General features: G+C 57.4%; 15 protein-coding genes, 1 pseudogene and 1 riboswitch. Of the genes and pseudogenes, 6 read left to right on the top strand and 10 right to left on the bottom strand.

What is annotated here, in order from left to right:
- Nucleotides 1–17 precede the first annotated feature (17 nt).
- Nucleotides 18–1055, bottom strand: a complete 1038-nt coding sequence (gene meaB / locus OAN307_RS18730; RefSeq protein ID WP_015501133.1) for a methylmalonyl Co-A mutase-associated GTPase MeaB — start codon at nucleotides 1053–1055, stop codon at nucleotides 18–20.
- 80 nt (nucleotides 1056–1135) lie between these two features.
- Between meaB and hrpB the strand changes: the two genes are divergently transcribed.
- Complete coding sequence (gene hrpB / locus OAN307_RS18735) at nucleotides 1136–3550, top strand: ATP-dependent helicase HrpB (protein WP_015501134.1); 2415 nt, start codon at nucleotides 1136–1138, stop codon at nucleotides 3548–3550.
- Nucleotides 3551–3697: 147 nt separating this feature from the next.
- On the opposite strand, the gene gndA is transcribed toward hrpB, so the two are convergent.
- The 5 genes from gndA to OAN307_RS18760 all read right to left on the bottom strand — a co-directional run bounded on the left by gndA (nucleotide 3698) and on the right by OAN307_RS18760 (nucleotide 8987).
- Nucleotides 3698–5107, bottom strand: coding sequence for an NADP-dependent phosphogluconate dehydrogenase (gndA, locus tag OAN307_RS18740; RefSeq protein WP_015501135.1), 1410 nt, complete (start codon nucleotides 5105–5107; stop codon nucleotides 3698–3700).
- 57 nt (nucleotides 5108–5164) lie between these two features.
- Complete coding sequence (locus OAN307_RS18745; protein WP_015501136.1) at nucleotides 5165–5923, bottom strand: SGNH/GDSL hydrolase family protein; 759 nt, start codon at nucleotides 5921–5923, stop codon at nucleotides 5165–5167.
- Nucleotides 5924–6189: 266 nt separating this feature from the next.
- A complete protein-coding gene (gene argF / locus OAN307_RS18750; protein ID WP_015501137.1) occupies nucleotides 6190–7095 on the bottom strand; it encodes an ornithine carbamoyltransferase in 906 nt (301 codons plus the stop codon).
- An 89-nt stretch (nucleotides 7096–7184) separates the two neighbouring features.
- Complete coding sequence (locus tag OAN307_RS18755) at nucleotides 7185–8366, bottom strand: aspartate aminotransferase family protein (RefSeq protein ID WP_015501138.1); 1182 nt, start codon at nucleotides 8364–8366, stop codon at nucleotides 7185–7187.
- A 240-nt stretch (nucleotides 8367–8606) separates the two neighbouring features.
- A complete protein-coding gene (locus tag OAN307_RS18760; RefSeq protein WP_044044003.1) occupies nucleotides 8607–8987 on the bottom strand; it encodes a GFA family protein in 381 nt (126 codons plus the stop codon).
- Nucleotides 8988–9086: 99 nt separating this feature from the next.
- On the opposite strand from OAN307_RS18760, the gene OAN307_RS18765 reads away from it, so the two are divergent.
- The gene (locus OAN307_RS18765; protein WP_044044004.1) at nucleotides 9087–10001 is read left to right on the top strand and encodes a DMT family transporter; all 915 of its coding nucleotides are present in this window, start codon (nucleotides 9087–9089) and stop codon (nucleotides 9999–10001) included.
- On the opposite strand, the gene OAN307_RS18770 is transcribed toward OAN307_RS18765, so the two are convergent.
- Nucleotides 9998–10816, bottom strand: coding sequence for an ABC transporter permease (locus OAN307_RS18770; RefSeq protein WP_015501141.1), 819 nt, complete (start codon nucleotides 10814–10816; stop codon nucleotides 9998–10000). The two genes, OAN307_RS18765 and OAN307_RS18770, sit on opposite strands and share 4 nt — an antisense overlap.
- A 147-nt stretch (nucleotides 10817–10963) precedes the next feature.
- On the opposite strand from OAN307_RS18770, the gene OAN307_RS18775 reads away from it, so the two are divergent.
- Nucleotides 10964–11557, top strand: a complete 594-nt coding sequence (locus tag OAN307_RS18775) for a GcrA family cell cycle regulator (RefSeq protein ID WP_015501142.1) — start codon at nucleotides 10964–10966, stop codon at nucleotides 11555–11557.
- Nucleotides 11558–11681: 124 nt separating this feature from the next.
- Here the strand turns inward: OAN307_RS18775 and OAN307_RS18780 are convergent, their stop codons facing one another.
- Together OAN307_RS18780 and OAN307_RS29145 are read right to left on the bottom strand one after the other, a co-directional pair.
- Entirely contained in the window at nucleotides 11682–12209 is a 528-nt protein-coding gene (locus OAN307_RS18780; RefSeq protein ID WP_015501143.1) for a cytochrome b, read from the bottom strand.
- 25 nt (nucleotides 12210–12234) lie between these two features.
- Nucleotides 12235–12750, bottom strand: a complete 516-nt coding sequence (locus OAN307_RS29145) for an EF-hand domain-containing protein (protein ID WP_015501144.1) — start codon at nucleotides 12748–12750, stop codon at nucleotides 12235–12237.
- A gap of 70 nt (nucleotides 12751–12820) precedes the next feature.
- Between OAN307_RS29145 and OAN307_RS29150 the strand changes: the two genes are divergently transcribed.
- The 3 genes and pseudogenes from OAN307_RS29150 (at nucleotide 12821) to bluB (ending at nucleotide 15742) form a co-directional block, all read left to right on the top strand.
- Entirely contained in the window at nucleotides 12821–13273 is a 453-nt protein-coding gene (locus tag OAN307_RS29150; protein ID WP_187292495.1) for a MarR family winged helix-turn-helix transcriptional regulator, read from the top strand.
- Nucleotides 13274–13515: 242 nt separating this feature from the next.
- A pseudogene (locus tag OAN307_RS31695) lies at nucleotides 13516–14395 on the top strand (IS30 family transposase); the annotation flags it as partial.
- Nucleotides 14396–14833: 438 nt separating this feature from the next.
- Nucleotides 14834–15011: riboswitch (cobalamin riboswitch) on the top strand.
- 50 nt (nucleotides 15012–15061) lie between these two features.
- Entirely contained in the window at nucleotides 15062–15742 is a 681-nt protein-coding gene (gene bluB / locus OAN307_RS18800; protein WP_015501149.1) for a 5,6-dimethylbenzimidazole synthase, read from the top strand.
- A gap of 292 nt (nucleotides 15743–16034) precedes the next feature.
- On the opposite strand, the gene OAN307_RS28395 is transcribed toward bluB, so the two are convergent.
- Nucleotides 16035–16226 (bottom strand): IS3 family transposase, encoded by a 192-nt coding sequence (locus OAN307_RS28395; RefSeq protein WP_015500698.1) that lies wholly within the window; start codon nucleotides 16224–16226, stop codon nucleotides 16035–16037.
- Nucleotides 16227–16336 lie beyond the last annotated feature (110 nt).

Below are 16336 nucleotides of genomic sequence, written 5' to 3' on the forward strand. Positions count from 1 at the left end.
GCGTCGTCAAGCCCCAGTCACCCCGTATCACCCGTTTCATCAGGCGCATCGCCGTGTTTGCTGCCTGCTGGTGGAAAAAGCTTGGCAATCGCCGTCTCAGCGGCTTGGGCGGGGCGAAATTTGCCCTGTGCGACATCGTCTTCCAACGCGGCGAGTTCGGCTTTCACACCTTTGTCAGACGTCAGCCGTGACAGCAGACCTGCGCGGACTTCTTCTTGGAACCAGAACCGCGATTGGCTTGCGCGTCGTGCGTCCCAAATGCCAGTGTCCTTGCGCCACGACGCGAGGGTTTGGATTTCGCCCCATGCCGCGTCTATTCCGTCTTCTTGCAGCGCCGAAACGGCCATCGCTTTAGGGAAATCATGGGTATCACGGGGCGGGTCTTGGGCGCGTTTGCGCATCAGGCGCAGCGCGCTGGCGTAATCCGCACAGGTGCGCATGGCCTGCGGCTTTAGATCGCCATCGGCCTTGTTCACAAGAATGATATCACAGGTTTCCATGATCCCACGTTTGACGCCCTGCAATTCATCACCGCCCGCAGGGGCAAGCAGCAGCAAGAACAAATCCGACATTTCCGCGACCGCGGTTTCGGATTGCCCAACGCCAACGGTTTCAATCAGCACAACATCAAATTTGGCGGCTTCACACAGCGCGATGGCTTCGCGGGTGCGCCGCGCGACGCCGCCCAGTTGGGTTTGGCTGGGCGACGGACGGATGAACGCCAATGGGTCGCGTGCCAGCAAGTCCATGCGGGTTTTATCACCTAAAATCGATCCCCCAGACCGTGTTGAACTGGGGTCCACTGCCAAAACCGCAACCCGCAACCCCTGCCCTGTCAGCATTTTGCCAAAGGTTTCGATAAACGTCGACTTCCCCACCCCGGGCGTGCCCGACAGCCCGATGCGCAGCGCCTGATGATCCGTGCCAAGTGCGGACAACAAATCAGCCGCACGCGTGCGATCATCGCGCCGTGTGCTCTCAACCAGTGTAATGGCGCGGGCCAAGGCGCGGCGTTCACCGGCACGGATTTTATCTGCTGTAATTTGGATATCCATGCCCGCTTTATGGAGTCCCTTTGGCGTTCGTGTCCAGACGAGGTGTTGCGCATCGGTTTTTTTACCAAGATGAAGGAGGAATGAGGGACGATTTACCCATTGATGACGTACTTGAGGAGCTGCTGGCGGCGGTGCGCGCGCGCGGCTGCGCAGTTTTACAGGCACCACCAGGTGCGGGCAAGACGACGCGGGTGCCATTGGCGCTGTTGCAGGCGGGCATCGTGCAGGGCCGGATCGTGATGCTGGAACCACGCCGTTTGGCGACGCGCGCAGCAGCGGAACGGTTGGCACAGCAGCTTGGCGGGGCGGTGGGTGAAACTGTCGGTTACCGGATGCGCGGTGAGACGAAGGTGTCCAAGGCCACGCGGATTGAGGTTGTGACAGAGGGAATTTTGACTCGCATGATCCAGAGCGACCCGGAATTGACCGGCATCGGCGCGGTGATCTTTGATGAATTTCACGAACGGTCGTTGAACGCAGATCTAGGATTGGCGTTGACGCTGGAAGTGCGCGAAGCGCTGCGCCCCGATCTGGTGATTATGGTCATGTCCGCAACATTGGACGCGGGGCCCGTAGCTGACTTGGTTGGCGCACCCACAGTCACGTCGCAGGGGCATGCCTATGCCGTTGAACCACGCTGGCTGGACCGTCCGTTGCGCAAAGAAGATCGGTTTGACGCAGCGGCGGCGGATTTGGTGGCGCAGGCGGTTGGTGAAACCCAAGGCGGCGTATTGGTGTTTCTGCCCGGAGAGGGCGAAATCCGGCGGGTTCAGGGGCGGCTGGCAGGGAGATTGCCAAACGATTGTTCCGTGCGCCCGTTGTTTGGGGCGTTGCCGTTTGCCGACCAACGCGCCGCGATTGCCCCCGTCACGTCGGGGCGCAAGATCGTGCTGGCCACATCGATCGCGGAAACATCTCTCACGATCGAAGACATTCGTGTTGTGGTCGATTGTGGACGGTCCCGTCGTGCGCGGTTTGATCCCGGATCGGGCATGTCGCGGCTGGTGACGGAACGCGTGACCCGCGCCGAGGCCACACAGCGCGCAGGCCGCGCGGGGCGGGTCGCCGAAGGGATCGCCTATAAACTATGGGCCAAAGGCGAAGACGGCGCGTTGGCGGCGTTTCCACCCGCTGAGATTGAGGCGGCCGATCTAACAGGGCTGGCGGTTGAACTGGCGGTCTGGGGCAGCGATGGATTGCCGTTCCTGACCGACCCGCCAACAGGCGCACTGGCCGAGGCGCGCAGCCTGTTGAATGCTTTGGGGGCCCTCAACGGTGGGCGGATTACCGAGCACGGCCGCGCATTGGCACGGCTGCCACTGCATCCGCGTTTGGGCCATATGTTGGTGGCATGCGGCAAGGCGGCGGCAGGGCTTGCGGCATTGTTGTCAGAACGCGATATCCTGCAAGGCGCACCTGCGGATTTATCTTTGCGCATCAAAGCACTGGCAGGGGAACGCGGAGGGTATTCGGTGCGCCAAGGAGCGCTGGCCCGCGTCAAACAAGAGGCCAAGCGGTTGGCGAAACTTGCCCCTGTTCGGGCTGAACAACCGAGCGAAGTCTATGCGGCTATGGCCTACCCTGACCGCATCGCACTGCGGCGATCCGGCGATGACCCGCGCTACGTGCTGTCGGGCGGAAAAGGCGCTGTGATGGATGGCGCGGATGCCCTCGCGGGGCAGAGATTGTTGATCGTCACCGACACCGACGGCAACCCGCGAGAGGCCAAAATTCGCACGGCTCTGGTGATATCCGAAGCTGACGTGCGCGCGGTGGCGGGGGGGCAGATCAGTGTCGTGCAGACTTGTGCGTGGTCCAAACGCAGCGGCAAAGTGCTGGCGCGATCGCAGGAACAATTGGGCGCAGTGGTGCTGTCGGAGGTGGCATGGACGGACGTGCCAAGGGACGCGGTGGCGTTTGCCATGCTCGACGGGGTGCGCGCGCTGGGGTTCAAATTCAGCGCTGCCGCCGATCGGTTTCGCGCCCGTGTTGAACTGGTGCGCGCAGTTGCACCGGACTTGCCAGACCTGTCGGACGCAGCCCTTATGGACAGGCTCAACGACTGGCTTCTGCCTTACCTGCAAGGCGTGCAGACGGCGGCACAATGGAAATCCCACGACACTCTGCAAGCCTTGCGCGCGATCTTAACGTGGGACCAAATGCAGCGCGTGGATACTGAGGCCCCCGCACAGTTCACCACACCGTTGGGCCGCCACACACCGATTGATTACAGCGGTGAGGCGCCTGAAATCACACTGCGTCTGCAGGAAATGTTCGGAACCACCTGCCATCCGACCGTCGCGGGCCGCCCCCTGCGCGTGACATTCCTGTCCCCAGGACAAAAACCAATCCAGACAACCATGGACGTTCCCGGTTTCTGGGCCACATCTTACGGTGACGTGCGCAAAGACATGCGCGGTCGTTACCCGCGCCATCCGTGGCCCGAAGACCCGACGCAAGCCGACCCGACCTTGCGCGTAAAACCCCGCAGATAGAACTGGGCGCGTAAAACCCCGCAGATAGAACTGGCCGTACAAAACCCCGCAGATTGTCGCGCCGCTTCAATTTCTTTGGTTTCTAAATACCTTCTGTCTTGCGCACCGCAGGTGCGCCCCCGCCCGCTGCAAGCGCTGATCCTTAGATCAATCCCACCACGGCCCGTGTTGATCCCTGCGCCCGTCCAGCCGCACAAACCCGTGTCGCCCAAAGAAATCCCGCTGCGCCTGGATCAAATCCGCCGTGCCGCGCGCGCAGCCCATGGTGTCCAGAAAGCCCAGCGCGGATGCCAATGCGGGGACGGCGTGGCCAGCGGCGGTTGCCGCACTCACCACGCGGCGCAAGGCAGGCAATGCGTCTTTGATGATCGCCGCAAAGTGGTCCGCGAAAATCAACTGGCCTTCGGGCAAATCACTGCGAAACGCCGACGCGATGTCGTCCAGCATCGCGGAGCGGATGATGCACCCTGCGCGCCAGACTTCGGCGGTGCGGGCGGGATCGATGGACCACTCAAACTCCTCCGATGCGGCGGCGAGGATGCGAAAACCTTGGGCGTAGGAGACGATACGTCCCACGAGCAGTGCGGACTCAAAATCTCCATCACCTAGCGCCAGTTCACCGCGTGGAGCGTCATAGATACCCGCACCGACGGTCCGCGCTGCGCCCTCGGACGACCAAGCGCGCGCGGCGACTGCTGCTTCGATCACATTGGCAGACTGACCCATGCGGATGGCTTCGATTGCAGTCCAGCGGCCCGTGCCTTTTTGCCCTGCCGCATCAAGGATCACGTCGACCGCGGGTTTTTGGGTCTCACTGTCGACGGCTTGCAAGACATTGCCCGTAATCTCAACCAGATAGCTTTCAAGCGCACCTTTGTTCCAAGTTTCAAACACCGCGCCAATGTCGCTGGGCGATTGATTGCAGCCATAGCGCATCAAGCCGTAAATTTCAGCAATCAGTTGCATATCGGCGTATTCAATCCCGTTGTGCACAGTCTTGACGAAATGCCCTGCCCCGCCGGGGCCGAGGTGATCGGCACAAGCCGCACCATCAAATTTGGCAGCAATCGCTTCGATAACCTCACGGGTTGCGTCCCATGCGGCGGGGGTGCCACCGACCATGATCGACGGTCCGTGGCGCGCGCCATCTTCGCCACCCGACACGCCCATGCCGATGAATGTCAGGCCCTGCGCTTCGATGCCTTCGGTGCGCCGGATGGTGTCGCGAAAATCAGAATTTCCAGCGTCAATGATCGTGTCACCCTTGGCCAAAAGCGGGATCAGCATGTCGATTGTCGCATCAACCGGTTTGCCCGATGGTACCATCAAAATGATTGCGCGCGGGGCTGGCATGGCATCGACCATCGCCGTCAGGCTGTCGCTACCTGTCAGCTTGTCGGCCAGCCCTTCGGTGCCTGCTTCTTTGACAAATTCCAGCACCGCATCGCTGGATCTATTCGAGACATGTAGCCCAAAGCCATTGTCCAAAATATTGAGAGCAAGGGCGCTGCCCATGGTTCCGAGACCGTACAGGCCAAGCGTTGCAGTTTCAGGCATCGGGGTATCCTTTAATAAATACCCAAGAACTAAACCTCCCGCCCCCAAGCTACAAGGTCACAAGCCACGATCTAAATTGAACTGCGCCACAATCGTACGTGCCCATTGTGCGTAGACCCGCGGACCGGGGTGGAACCCGTCTTCAGACATGACGTCTGCGTGCATTTTCATGTTGGCGGGGATCATCGTTGCCAGTGGCTGATCAGCCAACATTTTGCGCAATCCACGATCAAACCGTGCAGCGCGGTGCCCCAACGTCCAGCGCAGCGGGTTGGGCAGGCGCGGGAATTGCCCGACGGGTGGCAAGCCAGAAACATAAACGCGACCGATGCCCATCGGTCCGGTCAAATGATCAATCAGCGCCTGTGTTTGCGCCAGCCATGTGGCGCGTGTCGTGCCATGCAGGATGTCGTTCACGCCCAAACCCAAAACGGCAATATCAACTTGGCGGGGTTGTGCCGCCTTTACACGAGACAGGGCCATCGGCGTGGTGTCGCCACTGCGGGCCACAAGCTGCCAATCCAGCCGCACATGATCTGACAAAAGCGTGGCGATCTGGCCCGACAGCGCATCAGATTGATCGGTGACGCCAACGCCAGCGGCGGAACTGTCGCCTAGGATCAACAGACGCAAATCGGGGCCTGACCCGATCACGCCTGCGCGTGGGCCAACGGGTTCCGGCAGTTTCAAGGTGTTCCATCGGATGAAAGGACCTTGGGTGAACAGGACCGGATAGAATGCAAACTGGTTCAGCGCCTGCCATGCTCGTGAAAGACGGGCAGGATGAACGGTGGTGTCTGGGTTGATATCGATCATGTTACTCAGGCTTTTTAGTTTCACCTTTGTTAGTATGCCTGTTTTCTAACGAGACAAGAGATGACGTTACGACGTCGAAACAAGGTTTCGACGGGTGTGAGGCAGCGATTGCCACTTTCTTGGCAATTGCGTTAACACTCAGTGTTTAGGGCGCGCTAAATTAACATGCCCGTGAAGCACGCCCCCTCGCCCAGTTTATTACCGGGTGTGGCCGCCATTGGGCGCGGCCCAATCGCTTCCCCACACAGGTCGAAAATCCTTTGGATTTATCGACCTAAGCAATACCGTAATACAGCCTTCTGCGCGTGCATGCGGTTTTCGGCTTCGTCCCAAATGACGGAACGTAGGCCGTCCATGACCTCTGATGTGGCTTCATCGTCGCGGTGCGCAGGCAGGCAGTGCATGAACAGCGCGTCCGGCTTGGCCTTGGACATAAGATCCGCGTTGACCTGATAGCCACGCAACTGGTTGTGGCGGCGTTCGCGGGCGGATTGCGGGTCGTGCATCGAAACCCATGTGTCTGTCACCACAAGGTCAGCCCCCTGCACTGCAAGGTTAGGATTGCGTTCAGTCGTGTAGAGCCCATCCAACGCGGCCTCAGGTTGCAGGGTTTCAGGGCCAGTGAAAACCAGATCAAAGTCGAACTGTTTGGCGGCGTGGGCAAAGGACGCAAACACGTTGTTGCCATCCCCCGACCAGACGACCTTTTTGCCTTTGATCGGGCCGCTGTGTTCTTCGAACGTCAGAATATCTGCCATAATCTGGCATGGATGGGTGCGATCGGTCAGCCCGTTGATCACAGGGACGGACGCGTATTCTGCCATTTCCAGCAGCGTCTGTTCTTCGAATGTGCGGATCATGATTAAATCCACATAGCGCGACAACACGCGCGCAGTATCGGCGATGGTTTCACCGTGGCCAAGCTGCATGTCTTTGCCCGACAGCACCATCGTTTCGCCACCCATCTGCCGCACACCCACGTCAAAGGAAATGCGGGTTCGCGTGGATGGTTTTTCAAAAATCAGCGCAACCATGTGGTTGGCCAGCGGTTGATCGGCGTCTGGTGTGCCTTTGGGCAGGCCCGCGCGGGCCGATTTCATTGATGCCGCAGAGTCAATAATGCCGCGCAGGTCGGCAGGGGATGTGGTGTGGATATCTAGAAAATGGGTCATATAAGTTCGCTTGTGTTGTGTGAGGATTGGTGGGCCAGCCCCCCAGACCCCCCGGGATATTTTTGAAACAAAGACGGGATTAAGAAAGGCTAAAGAGTGAGGGCTACACGTGTCGCTGCTTTTTGAAGGCGCACAACAGCGTCTTCGATTTCGGCGTCTGTGATGTTGAGCGGGGGAAGCAGCCGGATCACGTTATACGCGGCGGGAACGGTCAACAGGTTTTCGTTGTAGCCCGCCTGCACGATGTCGATGTTGATCGCTTTGCATTTCAGGCCGAGCATCAAACCACTGCCACGCACGTCTTCAAACACCGCGGGATTGCCCGCAACGAGGCCTTCGAGTTTCTGGCGCAGCAGGCCTGCCTTGCGGTTCACATCGGCGATAAAGGCAGGGTCAGCGACGATTTCCATGACTTTGCAGCCCACAGCACAGGCCAACGGGTTGCCACCATAGGTTGACCCGTGGGTGCCGGCGGTCATGCCAGACGCCGCGTTTTGGGATGCAAGAACTGCGCCCAGTGGAAAACCACCACCGATGCCCTTAGCGACCATCATGATATCGGGCATGATTCCTGCCCATTCATGGGCGAACAGTTTGCCGGTGCGCGCAACGCCACATTGCACTTCGTCCAAGATCATCAAGATGCCATGTTCATCACAAAGATCGCGCAAACCCCTAAGGCAGGCATCAGGCACCGCGCGAATGCCGCCTTCGCCCTGCACGGGTTCAACCATGATGGCGCCTACGGTTGGGGATTTTGCGGCCTCGATTAAGGCGTCGTGATCACCGAACGGCAGGTGGACAAATCCGGGCAGCAGCGGGCCAAAGCCTTTGGTCATCTTTTCAGATCCTGCGGCAGCGATGCCAGCGGATGATCGGCCGTGAAATGACCCATCAAAGGTGATGATGTCCGTGCGCTCAGGCGCGCCATTGTCGTAGTGGTATTTACGGGCCATTTTAACAGCCAATTCACAGGCTTCGGTGCCGGAATTGGTGAAAAAGACCGTGTCGGCAAAGGTGTGTTCGACCAACAGATCAGCGAGCTTTTGCTGTGGTCCGATATGATACAGGTTGGATACATGCCACAGTTTGTTGGCCTGTTGCGTCAGCGCCGCAACCAGATCGGGGTGCGCATGGCCCAGAACGTTCACCGCAATGCCAGCGCCAAGATCCAAGAAACGTCGCCCGTCTGCCTCAACCAGCCAAGAGCCTGACCCACTGACGAACGTCAGTGGCGCGCGGTTATAGGTCGGAAGGATGGACGTGATCATTGCGATCTTCCTTTGTAAATAAAGGACCCTACGTGATTGAGCGGGGGCCATAAGTCAATAATGTTAGGTGGTTAGACAGGGTTTGGACAGCAGATGTGGTGATTGCCGCCTCGGGCGCAGATTCGGGCGCGGATCAGGGGATCAGCGTCGGCGTCGACATGCTGCGTGGGTCAAAAACATTGTCATGAGGTTTTGTAAGGCAATTTGGCTCGTTATGGCAAGGGGGCAACGAGCCGAAGATCATGTTGCCAGTGGGACGTCCCATGGCGGGCGCTGTTCTTCGAACACAGGGCGCAGGGGCGGCAAACCATCTGTGTTTTCCATGCTGCCCGCATAGATAAAAATCAGGCCTTCGGCGCGGGTTGTCGTTTTCATGATGGGGGAACCGCAGTCACCACAAAACCCAAAATTAAGCGCGTTGCCGCTGTCAGCTGTGCCGAAATGATGTTTGAGCGGACCTTCTATCGTGACCGTCGCCGCTGGAAAAGCGAACTGCGCAACCGAACCTGCACCCGACAACCGTCTGCAATCGCCGCAGTAGCACCTGATACCGAATTTAGCGTCCGTGGTGACGGTGTAATGCGTCGCCTCGCAAAGACAATGTCCGGTTCGTTCCATCATAACGCTCCCATAAAATCACCTGCATTATAGGGCAAAACAGCAGTGTTTTGCAATGAATACATGTCTTGAACCCGCATCTTGGCCGTGGCATTGAAACGAATGGCCCGCCCGCAAGCCCCTTTGACAGCCGTTGCGCTGATGATCACAGCAACGCTGTTTATCGCAGGAACCATGCTTGCCGCAAAGTCTTTGGGGACCGACACGCTTGGCGCGCCGCTGCATCCGCTACAGATCAGCCACGGGCGATTTATGTTTGCGTTTATGGGGTTCATCGCGGCAAGCGCGGTACTGCGCCCGAAAATTCGCAACCCCAATATAACGTTGCATGTATCGCGCACAATTTGCGGCGCGACGGGTGTGACGCTGATGTTTGCCGCAGTCGCGTTCATCCCGATGTCGGACGCAACGGCGATTAGTTTTCTGAACCCTGTGTTCGGAATGATCTTGGCTATTCCGTTTCTGGGCGAAAAAGTTGGGCGTTGGCGATGGTTGGCCGCGGCGATGGCGTTTGCGGGTGCGCTGATCTTGTTGCGCCCAGGACCGGATACATTTCAGGTTGCCGCATTGCTCGCACTTGGGGCGGCGCTGGCGATGGGGTTTGAGCTGGTGTTCATCAAAAAGCTGGCCGATCGCGAACCGCCGCTACAGATTCTGTTGATCAACAACGCCATTGGCTGTGTGTTGATGAGCGTGGCAGTGATCGCGTTTTGGGCGGCGCCGACTTTGGCGCAGTGGGGCGTCTTATTGGCGTTGGGGCTGATGATGGCGGGCGCGCAGACCTGTTTTATCAATGCCATGGCGCGCGCAGATGCATCATATGTGACACCGTTCAGCTACCTGACGCTGATCTTTGCCGGCTTGTATGACTGGGCGATTTTTGCGCAAGTCCCCGATTGGATCAGCGTGTTGGGGGCTGCGATCATCGTATCGGGTGCGGCACTGCTTGCTTGGCGCGAGGCGGTGAATCGCGCGCGCTTGCGGCGCATCCCTGTCAGCATGGGCGGGCGGGTCTAGGCCTTCAACCGGTAGCCAATTTTCAACCAGTACCACACGATGGCCAACACCAGCGCAGAACACCCAAGCACCACCGCAAGGCCAAGCCACGGGTTGCTGTCGCTGACACCGATGGTGCCAAAGCGAACACCGTCGATGATGTAGAAAAACGGGTTCCATCGGCACAGGGTTTGCAAGAGCTGCGGCAGGGCTTCGATGGAATAGAACGTACCCGACAGAAACGCGAGCGGCGTGACGAGGAAGTTTGTAATCGCACTTAGCTGGTCGAATTTGTTGGCAAAAACCGCCGCCACCATGCCAAGCGCGCCCATCAGAATCGACCCGAGAACAATAAACGTCAGCGCCCATACTGGGTGGGTTACGGGCATGCCGATCAGCCAGACAGCACCGATGGTGATGACCACTGCGACAATCATGCCACGTGCCACAGCACCGGCAATATAGCCCACCAGAAGTTCCAGCGCAGACAGTGGTGGCATCAAAGTATCAACAATGTTGCCACCCACCTTGGCGGACGCGATAGACGACGACGTATTAGCGAATGCATTCTGGATCACCGTCATCGTCAAAATCCCCGGCGCGAGAAATTCCATAAACGGCACGCCCATCACGTCGCCGCGCTGCGGGCCAATGGCGATCGTAAAGATCAGCAGGAACAGCCCCGCATTCACCAACGGCCCCATAATCGTCTGCGACCAGACGTTCATGAACCGCAACACTTCGCGCCGCGCGAGGGTCCATGTCCCCAGCCAGTTCACCGCCCCAAAGCGACGCATGCCCATGTCATTTGCCATATCGGCCTTGCTGTCGTGCATCAGTGATTCCTTTTTGGCGCGGGGGTGGTTGTATCCGCCGCTAGGGAGCTTAGGATAAGGGATCAATAGATTTCTCGCCCCCATACGCTTAATGGGGCGCATACCCAACCCCCGCGCCATAGCCCTGGCCAAATAAGTGGAACTAATATGTCCTGGACCGACGACCGCGTAGACGTGTTGAAAAAGATGTGGGGGGAGGGCCAGTCCGCCAGCCAGATCGCCAAAGAACTGGGCGGCGTCACGCGCAACGCAGTCATCGGCAAAGTGCACCGTCTGGGGCTGAGCAACCGTGCAGGATCCGGCGGCGCAAGCAAGCCCGCAGCCCCCAAAGCGGACGCCAAGCCCAAGGCACCGGCCAAGCCCAAGGCGGCACCGCCCAAAGCAAACGAACTCGTGGAAATTCAGGAACCGCGTACTGAGTCAGCGTCCCCGCCACCGCAACCCAAAGTGCCCCACGCGCGCCGCCAGATCATTCCGGCAGGCCAGCCATTGCCACCGCAACCATCGGCCAATGAAATCAGCCCTGAGGCCTTGCGCAAGGTCAACGAGGTGGAGAAAACCGCCAAGAAGATTTCCTTGATGGAATTGACCGAAAAGACCTGCAAATGGCCTGTTGGCGATCCGGCAACGGAACAGTTCTGGTTTTGTGGGTTGGACGTAAAGCAAGGCAAACCCTATTGCGAAGCCCACGTCGGCGTCGCGTTCCAGCCAATGTCATCACGCCGCGACCGCCGCCGTTAAGGGGGCAGCGTTTGAATTATGAAAGGCCCGTCAGAAATGTCGGGCCTTTTTTGTTGGGGCGGTTAGGTGATGTCGTTGGTCGGCGGTCCATAACCGTGGTTTCTTGGCATTTCGGGCCGCGCAGTTACGTCCTACCAAACCACATCCGTCTTAACGTTCGGTCCTTCAAAACCATATGATGATAGATCGCTGCTAACGCGTGCAGAACGATCAAACCCGCAAATACCCGTGCCACAATCCCGTGGGCAGCGCGCGGTTTAAGATCGGCCAATTCGGGTAAAGGTGCCGCGCCAAACAGCGCATCAGGCCGCCCTGAAAGAACTAACATAGCGATACCACTTGCAAGCATGAGCAGCACAGTCAGGTAGAGAGCGCGGTGGGTCCACCTTGCAATGACGTCTTGCCAGTGTGGCACGCCGTCGACCGGCGCGGTTTTAACGTCAAAGCGCCGCCACCAAACCAGTCGGACAATGGTCAGCAACAAGACGAGGCCCGCAGCAGGCAAATGAACGCGCAGGACCGCCATTTTCGTAGCAGCATCGTCTGAAAAACCTGACCGGAAGCCGCTCCCAATGAGGGCAATGATGAGAATGGCGCTCGCCCAGTGAAACAAAATTGCGACCGTGCCGTAGTTTTTAGGGGTGCTTCTCATAGCTAGGTTACCATATGTGAAACACTTACAGGTCCGGACGAATTGCGGCCCGCATCGCCGCCATAAGCGGAAATCCTTGAATGAATTCAGCGCGCGTCAACAGCCCGTCGTCATCAAAATCGGCACGACGAACATCAGACGATAACGAGCTGCGCATTTCGGGTTGGGTCAAATCCCCGTCACCGTTTCTATCCCAGAACGCAAAGATAATTTTGGGCGCGGTTGTGTAGGCATCGCTGCGACCTTCCGCTTCTGCAACACGGGCAAAACCCGGATCCCAGCCCGAAAACTCTGTATAAGTGACCTTCCCGTTTGTATCGTAATCCATGCCGGAAAAAACTGACGCCCGAAATTTTTCGATATCACCCACATGGATCGTAGCACGCCGGTTAGCGTCCAGAGAGTCAAAGATCGTCTCTCCTACTGCCCTGCCTTCAATCCCCTGCTCTGGTTGCACCGTATCATTACTTTGTGCCGTGACCGTGAAGGGTGCCATTGCAAAGAGGCCCGTGAGCATAAGTGCGTGTGTTTTGGTTTTCATGTCTATCCCGGGGCAGAATCAATTGATACAACTAGGTAACATTACAATAGATTACATGGCAACTAATACTATGAAGCCCAAACCCCTCGTTGTGCCCGTCTCCATTGGACGCCAGTTAAACATCACGGCCTCAGTCGGCAACGCTGTCTGCAATCAGCTTTTGGAACCCCATGACCTGACCTTGGCGCAGTGGGCAGTGTTGTCATCGCTTTGGCAAAACGGCGACATGAGTCTCAAAGACCTCGCCAAGTTAACGGGGAACGCCCCGCCAGCCACATCCCGTATCGTTGAAAGAATGGTCATGGGGGGGCTTTTGCTGCGCACACAGAACAATAAAGACCGTCGCGCGGTTAGCGTAAGTCTAAGCCCGAAGGCTGAAGGGTTTCGCTACCTCCACACCATTTATGAGGACGTGAATGCAGTTCTGCTTGCAGACCTGACTGCGAGTGAACAAGCGCAGCTGTTCAAACTGCTTAGGAAAGTCGAGGAAAACGCCCGCAATTGGGTTCGCAAAAACCTGTGAGTGATCCGCGAAGACCATTTCGTAACCTCATAATTGGGCGCTAACTGCGCAGGCAACAACCGGTCCAAAAACGCGGGGTTGTGGTGCATTCAGTTGGGTACACCAAGGGCGGCGGTTTCAACTGATCGGCGCAACACTGTAATCTTTTTGGAAGGATGGCGTGAGCCATATGAAGTACCGTCGCCACGTGTTTTTACAGGCACGCAAAAGTCGGATATCTGAGGTCGATGGCAACTTTGGGGGCGATGAGGTCGATCGGGCGAGGTCTTGGGCGCTCATCATCTTGGATTTACCCGCTCCATGTGCGCACTGGTGGCATTCGCCGGCAGATTGCGTCAGGTCCCGCTTGGCGCTGACCCTGACGGAACGCGAAGAGATATCACAGGGTCTGACCGGGGGCTGATCGGGCCGTTGTCTTTGCGATCGATTGCCCGAACGTTAAGGCGTTCGGTCTCGACGATCAGCAGAGAGGTCAGACTTAATGGCGGCTGTGCTCAAGACCGCGCAGCCCAACCTGACATTGCTGTGTGGGATTCACTGCCCCCTCTCGGGCATGTAAAAATGCACTGCCGGGCAGCGGTTAGGCGATTGCATCGCGCCAAAGGCGTGCTTTTAGCACGACGCTATCACCGATAAGGGGAAAGGAGACCTGATCGCAGGCTCTGGCCATCGCTACTCTCGTCGCACGGCACACGTGTTATGTAATGCTGGCCAAGGTCAGTAACAAAGACCGCCACAGTGTCATTCAGGCCTTAATCAGACAGTCACGCAAACTGCCAAAAGACCTGTATCGCTCACTGACTTGGGAACGCGGGTCGGAAATGGCTGGGCATAAGTAGTTCACGCTAGCGACGGATATCAACGTGTACTTATGCGACCCACACAGCTCCTCTCGGCAGCATGCTTCGCATGCGCCTGTCAGGCAACGCGTGGCAGCGTGGGACAAACGGAAACACCAACCGCCTGCGGCGACAGTACGTCCCAAAAAGCACAGATTTATCGATACATAGTCAAGCAAAACTGAGCGCCGTCGCAAGGCAGCCCAATGAGCGACCTCGTATGACGCTCGGATACGAGACTCCCGCAGAGCGTTTCGATGCATGTGTTGCGTCGATCAGTTGAAATCGGCCGTAATTCCAGATATTCGTGTACAAACAGCCAAGCTCAAGGGTGCGCTCAGTAAACTTGGCTGCCGCGAGCGAAGTGGTGCACGGTGCCAAAGTGATCTGACCCGCCACGCTGCCTTTCTTAGCGATTTTATTGGCCGTGGACCTGATTCTAGGGAGGTGATCCAAATTGTCAGGTCGATGCTCAACGCAGGATCTGCCTCTGCTGTGATGGGCAAGCAGGAACTCCATGCTATCCATTTTCACACCAACATAGATGGACCGCTATGATCAGGTGCCAACTCCGACCTTAGGAGCCGTTCAGGCATTGCAACTAACGCTGACAGGGCGGAAATTTAAGATCTGCAGTCATGATTGCGCCTAGAACAGCTTCGCCCTTAACATGTTTTGCTGTTCAGAACGAACTCAGCCTTGTTCTCGAACGTGTATCATGTGTCACTGTGACAGTCTGGTGCCTGCTTATGCGGGAGAATCGGGAAGCTGGTGAAAGTCCAGCACGTGCCCAACGCTGTGAAGGTGATGATCTCTGCGAATGCCACTGGAGTAATCCGGGAAGGCGCTGAGATCAGAAGACCCTAAGTCAGAAGACCGGCCAGACAGCGCAGCCTGTTCCACGAGGACGGTGGGGCGGGCGATTACACGTATTGTTGGGGACCAAACAATGCCAAACACGTCAGCGCTGGCTCAGGCCGCACCCTTTTCTGAATCCGAACGCAATGCCGTTTATAAAGCCATCTATACCCGCCGTGATGTGCGCGATCAATTCCTGCCTGATCCGCTTTCGGACAAGGTATTACTCAGATTGCTCGATGCGGCGCACCATGCGCCGTCGGTAGGCTTCGTGCAGCCGTGGAATTTTATTGTCATCCGCAGTTCGGCAGACCGTGAACGGATTTGGCAGGCCTTTAGAGGTGCGAACGACGAAGCCGCCGCTATGTTTAGCGGTGAACGGCAGTCCACTTACCAGTCACTGAAGCTTGAAGGGATCCGCAAGGCACCAGTGAATATCTGTGTGACCTGTGATCGGACGCGCGGCGGCGATGTCGTGCTGGGCCGAACCCACAACTCAAGCATGGATCTATACAGCACAGTCTGCGCCATCCAGAACCTTTGGCTTGCCGCCCGGGCCGAAGGGGTCGGTATGGGTTGGGTAAGTATTTTCCATGATGCTGACCTGAAGCGTATTCTCGCGATCCCCGACCGGATCGAGATTGTTGGCTACCTCTGTCTTGGATATGTTGATCAGCTTTATGAACGTCCCGAGCTTGAGGTCAAAGGTTGGAACCGGCGCACGCCGCTTGAAGACCTGATCTTTGATGGAAAATGGCAGGGTGACCCATAGGGCCGCTTTTGCTTGGTTTGTCACAGATAAGTGGCGTTTAGCAACAGGAGCTCTGTCATTCAAAGTAGACTTTTGTGCATCCGAAAAAATCGCCCCAAAAATACTGTTTTGGGACACAAAGCTGCTGTTGGTCAAATTCCTTTTTTCTCGAAAGCAGCCATTGGCCTGATCAAGACCAACGGTCACTTTTTCCGTATGTCGGTTGTCAGTGACTGACGCGAAAACCATCCTGAACTTCGTCCCTGAAACCGTACAGTTTAGTTATTGACCCTATGCGGCTTATTTATTGACCCTATGCGGCCATTTCCCAAGTCATATTATTGAAGGCCTGTTGCGGCGTTTGATATCCGACGCCGGAATGGCGACGCTGGCGGTTATAGAAGACCTCGATGTATTCAAAGATTACAGCCTTGGCCTGGGCGCGTGTTTTGAAGCGCTGATGGTGCACCAGTTCCTTTTTCAGTGAGGCAAAGAAACTCTCCATGAGCCGCATTGTCGAGGCACTCGCCCTTGCGGCTCATGGATTGGGTAAGCTTCGCCTTTTTGATCAACTTGCGATAGTCCCCAGCAGCATATTGGCGGCCCCTACCCACT

Origin of the sequence: Octadecabacter antarcticus 307, assembly GCF_000155675.2 — a bacterium.
Classification (GTDB): domain Bacteria; phylum Pseudomonadota; class Alphaproteobacteria; order Rhodobacterales; family Rhodobacteraceae; genus Octadecabacter; species Octadecabacter antarcticus.

What these genes read in the sequence shown, in the direction of transcription:
- argF (WP_015501137.1), bottom strand. Translation starts at nt 7,095, where the DNA reads ATGACCCATTTTCTAGATATCCACACCACATCCCCTGCCGACCTGCGC.
- OAN307_RS29150 (WP_187292495.1), top strand. Translation starts at nt 12,821, where the DNA reads ATGAAGCCCAAACCCCTCGTTGTGCCCGTCTCCATTGGACGCCAGTTA.
- OAN307_RS18755 (WP_015501138.1), bottom strand. Translation starts at nt 8,366, where the DNA reads ATGATCACGTCCATCCTTCCGACCTATAACCGCGCGCCACTGACGTTC.
- gndA (WP_015501135.1), bottom strand. Translation starts at nt 5,107, where the DNA reads ATGCCTGAAACTGCAACGCTTGGCCTGTACGGTCTCGGAACCATGGGC.
- OAN307_RS18760 (WP_044044003.1), bottom strand. Translation starts at nt 8,987, where the DNA reads ATGATGGAACGAACCGGACATTGTCTTTGCGAGGCGACGCATTACACC.
- meaB (WP_015501133.1), bottom strand. Translation starts at nt 1,055, where the DNA reads ATGGATATCCAAATTACAGCAGATAAAATCCGTGCCGGTGAACGCCGC.
- OAN307_RS18775 (WP_015501142.1), top strand. Translation starts at nt 10,964, where the DNA reads ATGTCCTGGACCGACGACCGCGTAGACGTGTTGAAAAAGATGTGGGGG.
- OAN307_RS29145 (WP_015501144.1), bottom strand. Translation starts at nt 12,750, where the DNA reads ATGAAAACCAAAACACACGCACTTATGCTCACGGGCCTCTTTGCAATG.
- OAN307_RS18780 (WP_015501143.1), bottom strand. Translation starts at nt 12,209, where the DNA reads ATGAGAAGCACCCCTAAAAACTACGGCACGGTCGCAATTTTGTTTCAC.
- OAN307_RS18770 (WP_015501141.1), bottom strand. Translation starts at nt 10,816, where the DNA reads ATGCACGACAGCAAGGCCGATATGGCAAATGACATGGGCATGCGTCGC.
- OAN307_RS18765 (WP_044044004.1), top strand. Translation starts at nt 9,087, where the DNA reads ATGGCCCGCCCGCAAGCCCCTTTGACAGCCGTTGCGCTGATGATCACA.
- OAN307_RS18745 (WP_015501136.1), bottom strand. Translation starts at nt 5,923, where the DNA reads ATGATCGATATCAACCCAGACACCACCGTTCATCCTGCCCGTCTTTCA.
- hrpB (WP_015501134.1), top strand. Translation starts at nt 1,136, where the DNA reads ATGAGGGACGATTTACCCATTGATGACGTACTTGAGGAGCTGCTGGCG.
- bluB (WP_015501149.1), top strand. Translation starts at nt 15,062, where the DNA reads ATGCCAAACACGTCAGCGCTGGCTCAGGCCGCACCCTTTTCTGAATCC.
- OAN307_RS28395 (WP_015500698.1), bottom strand. Translation starts at nt 16,226, where the DNA reads ATGGAGAGTTTCTTTGCCTCACTGAAAAAGGAACTGGTGCACCATCAG.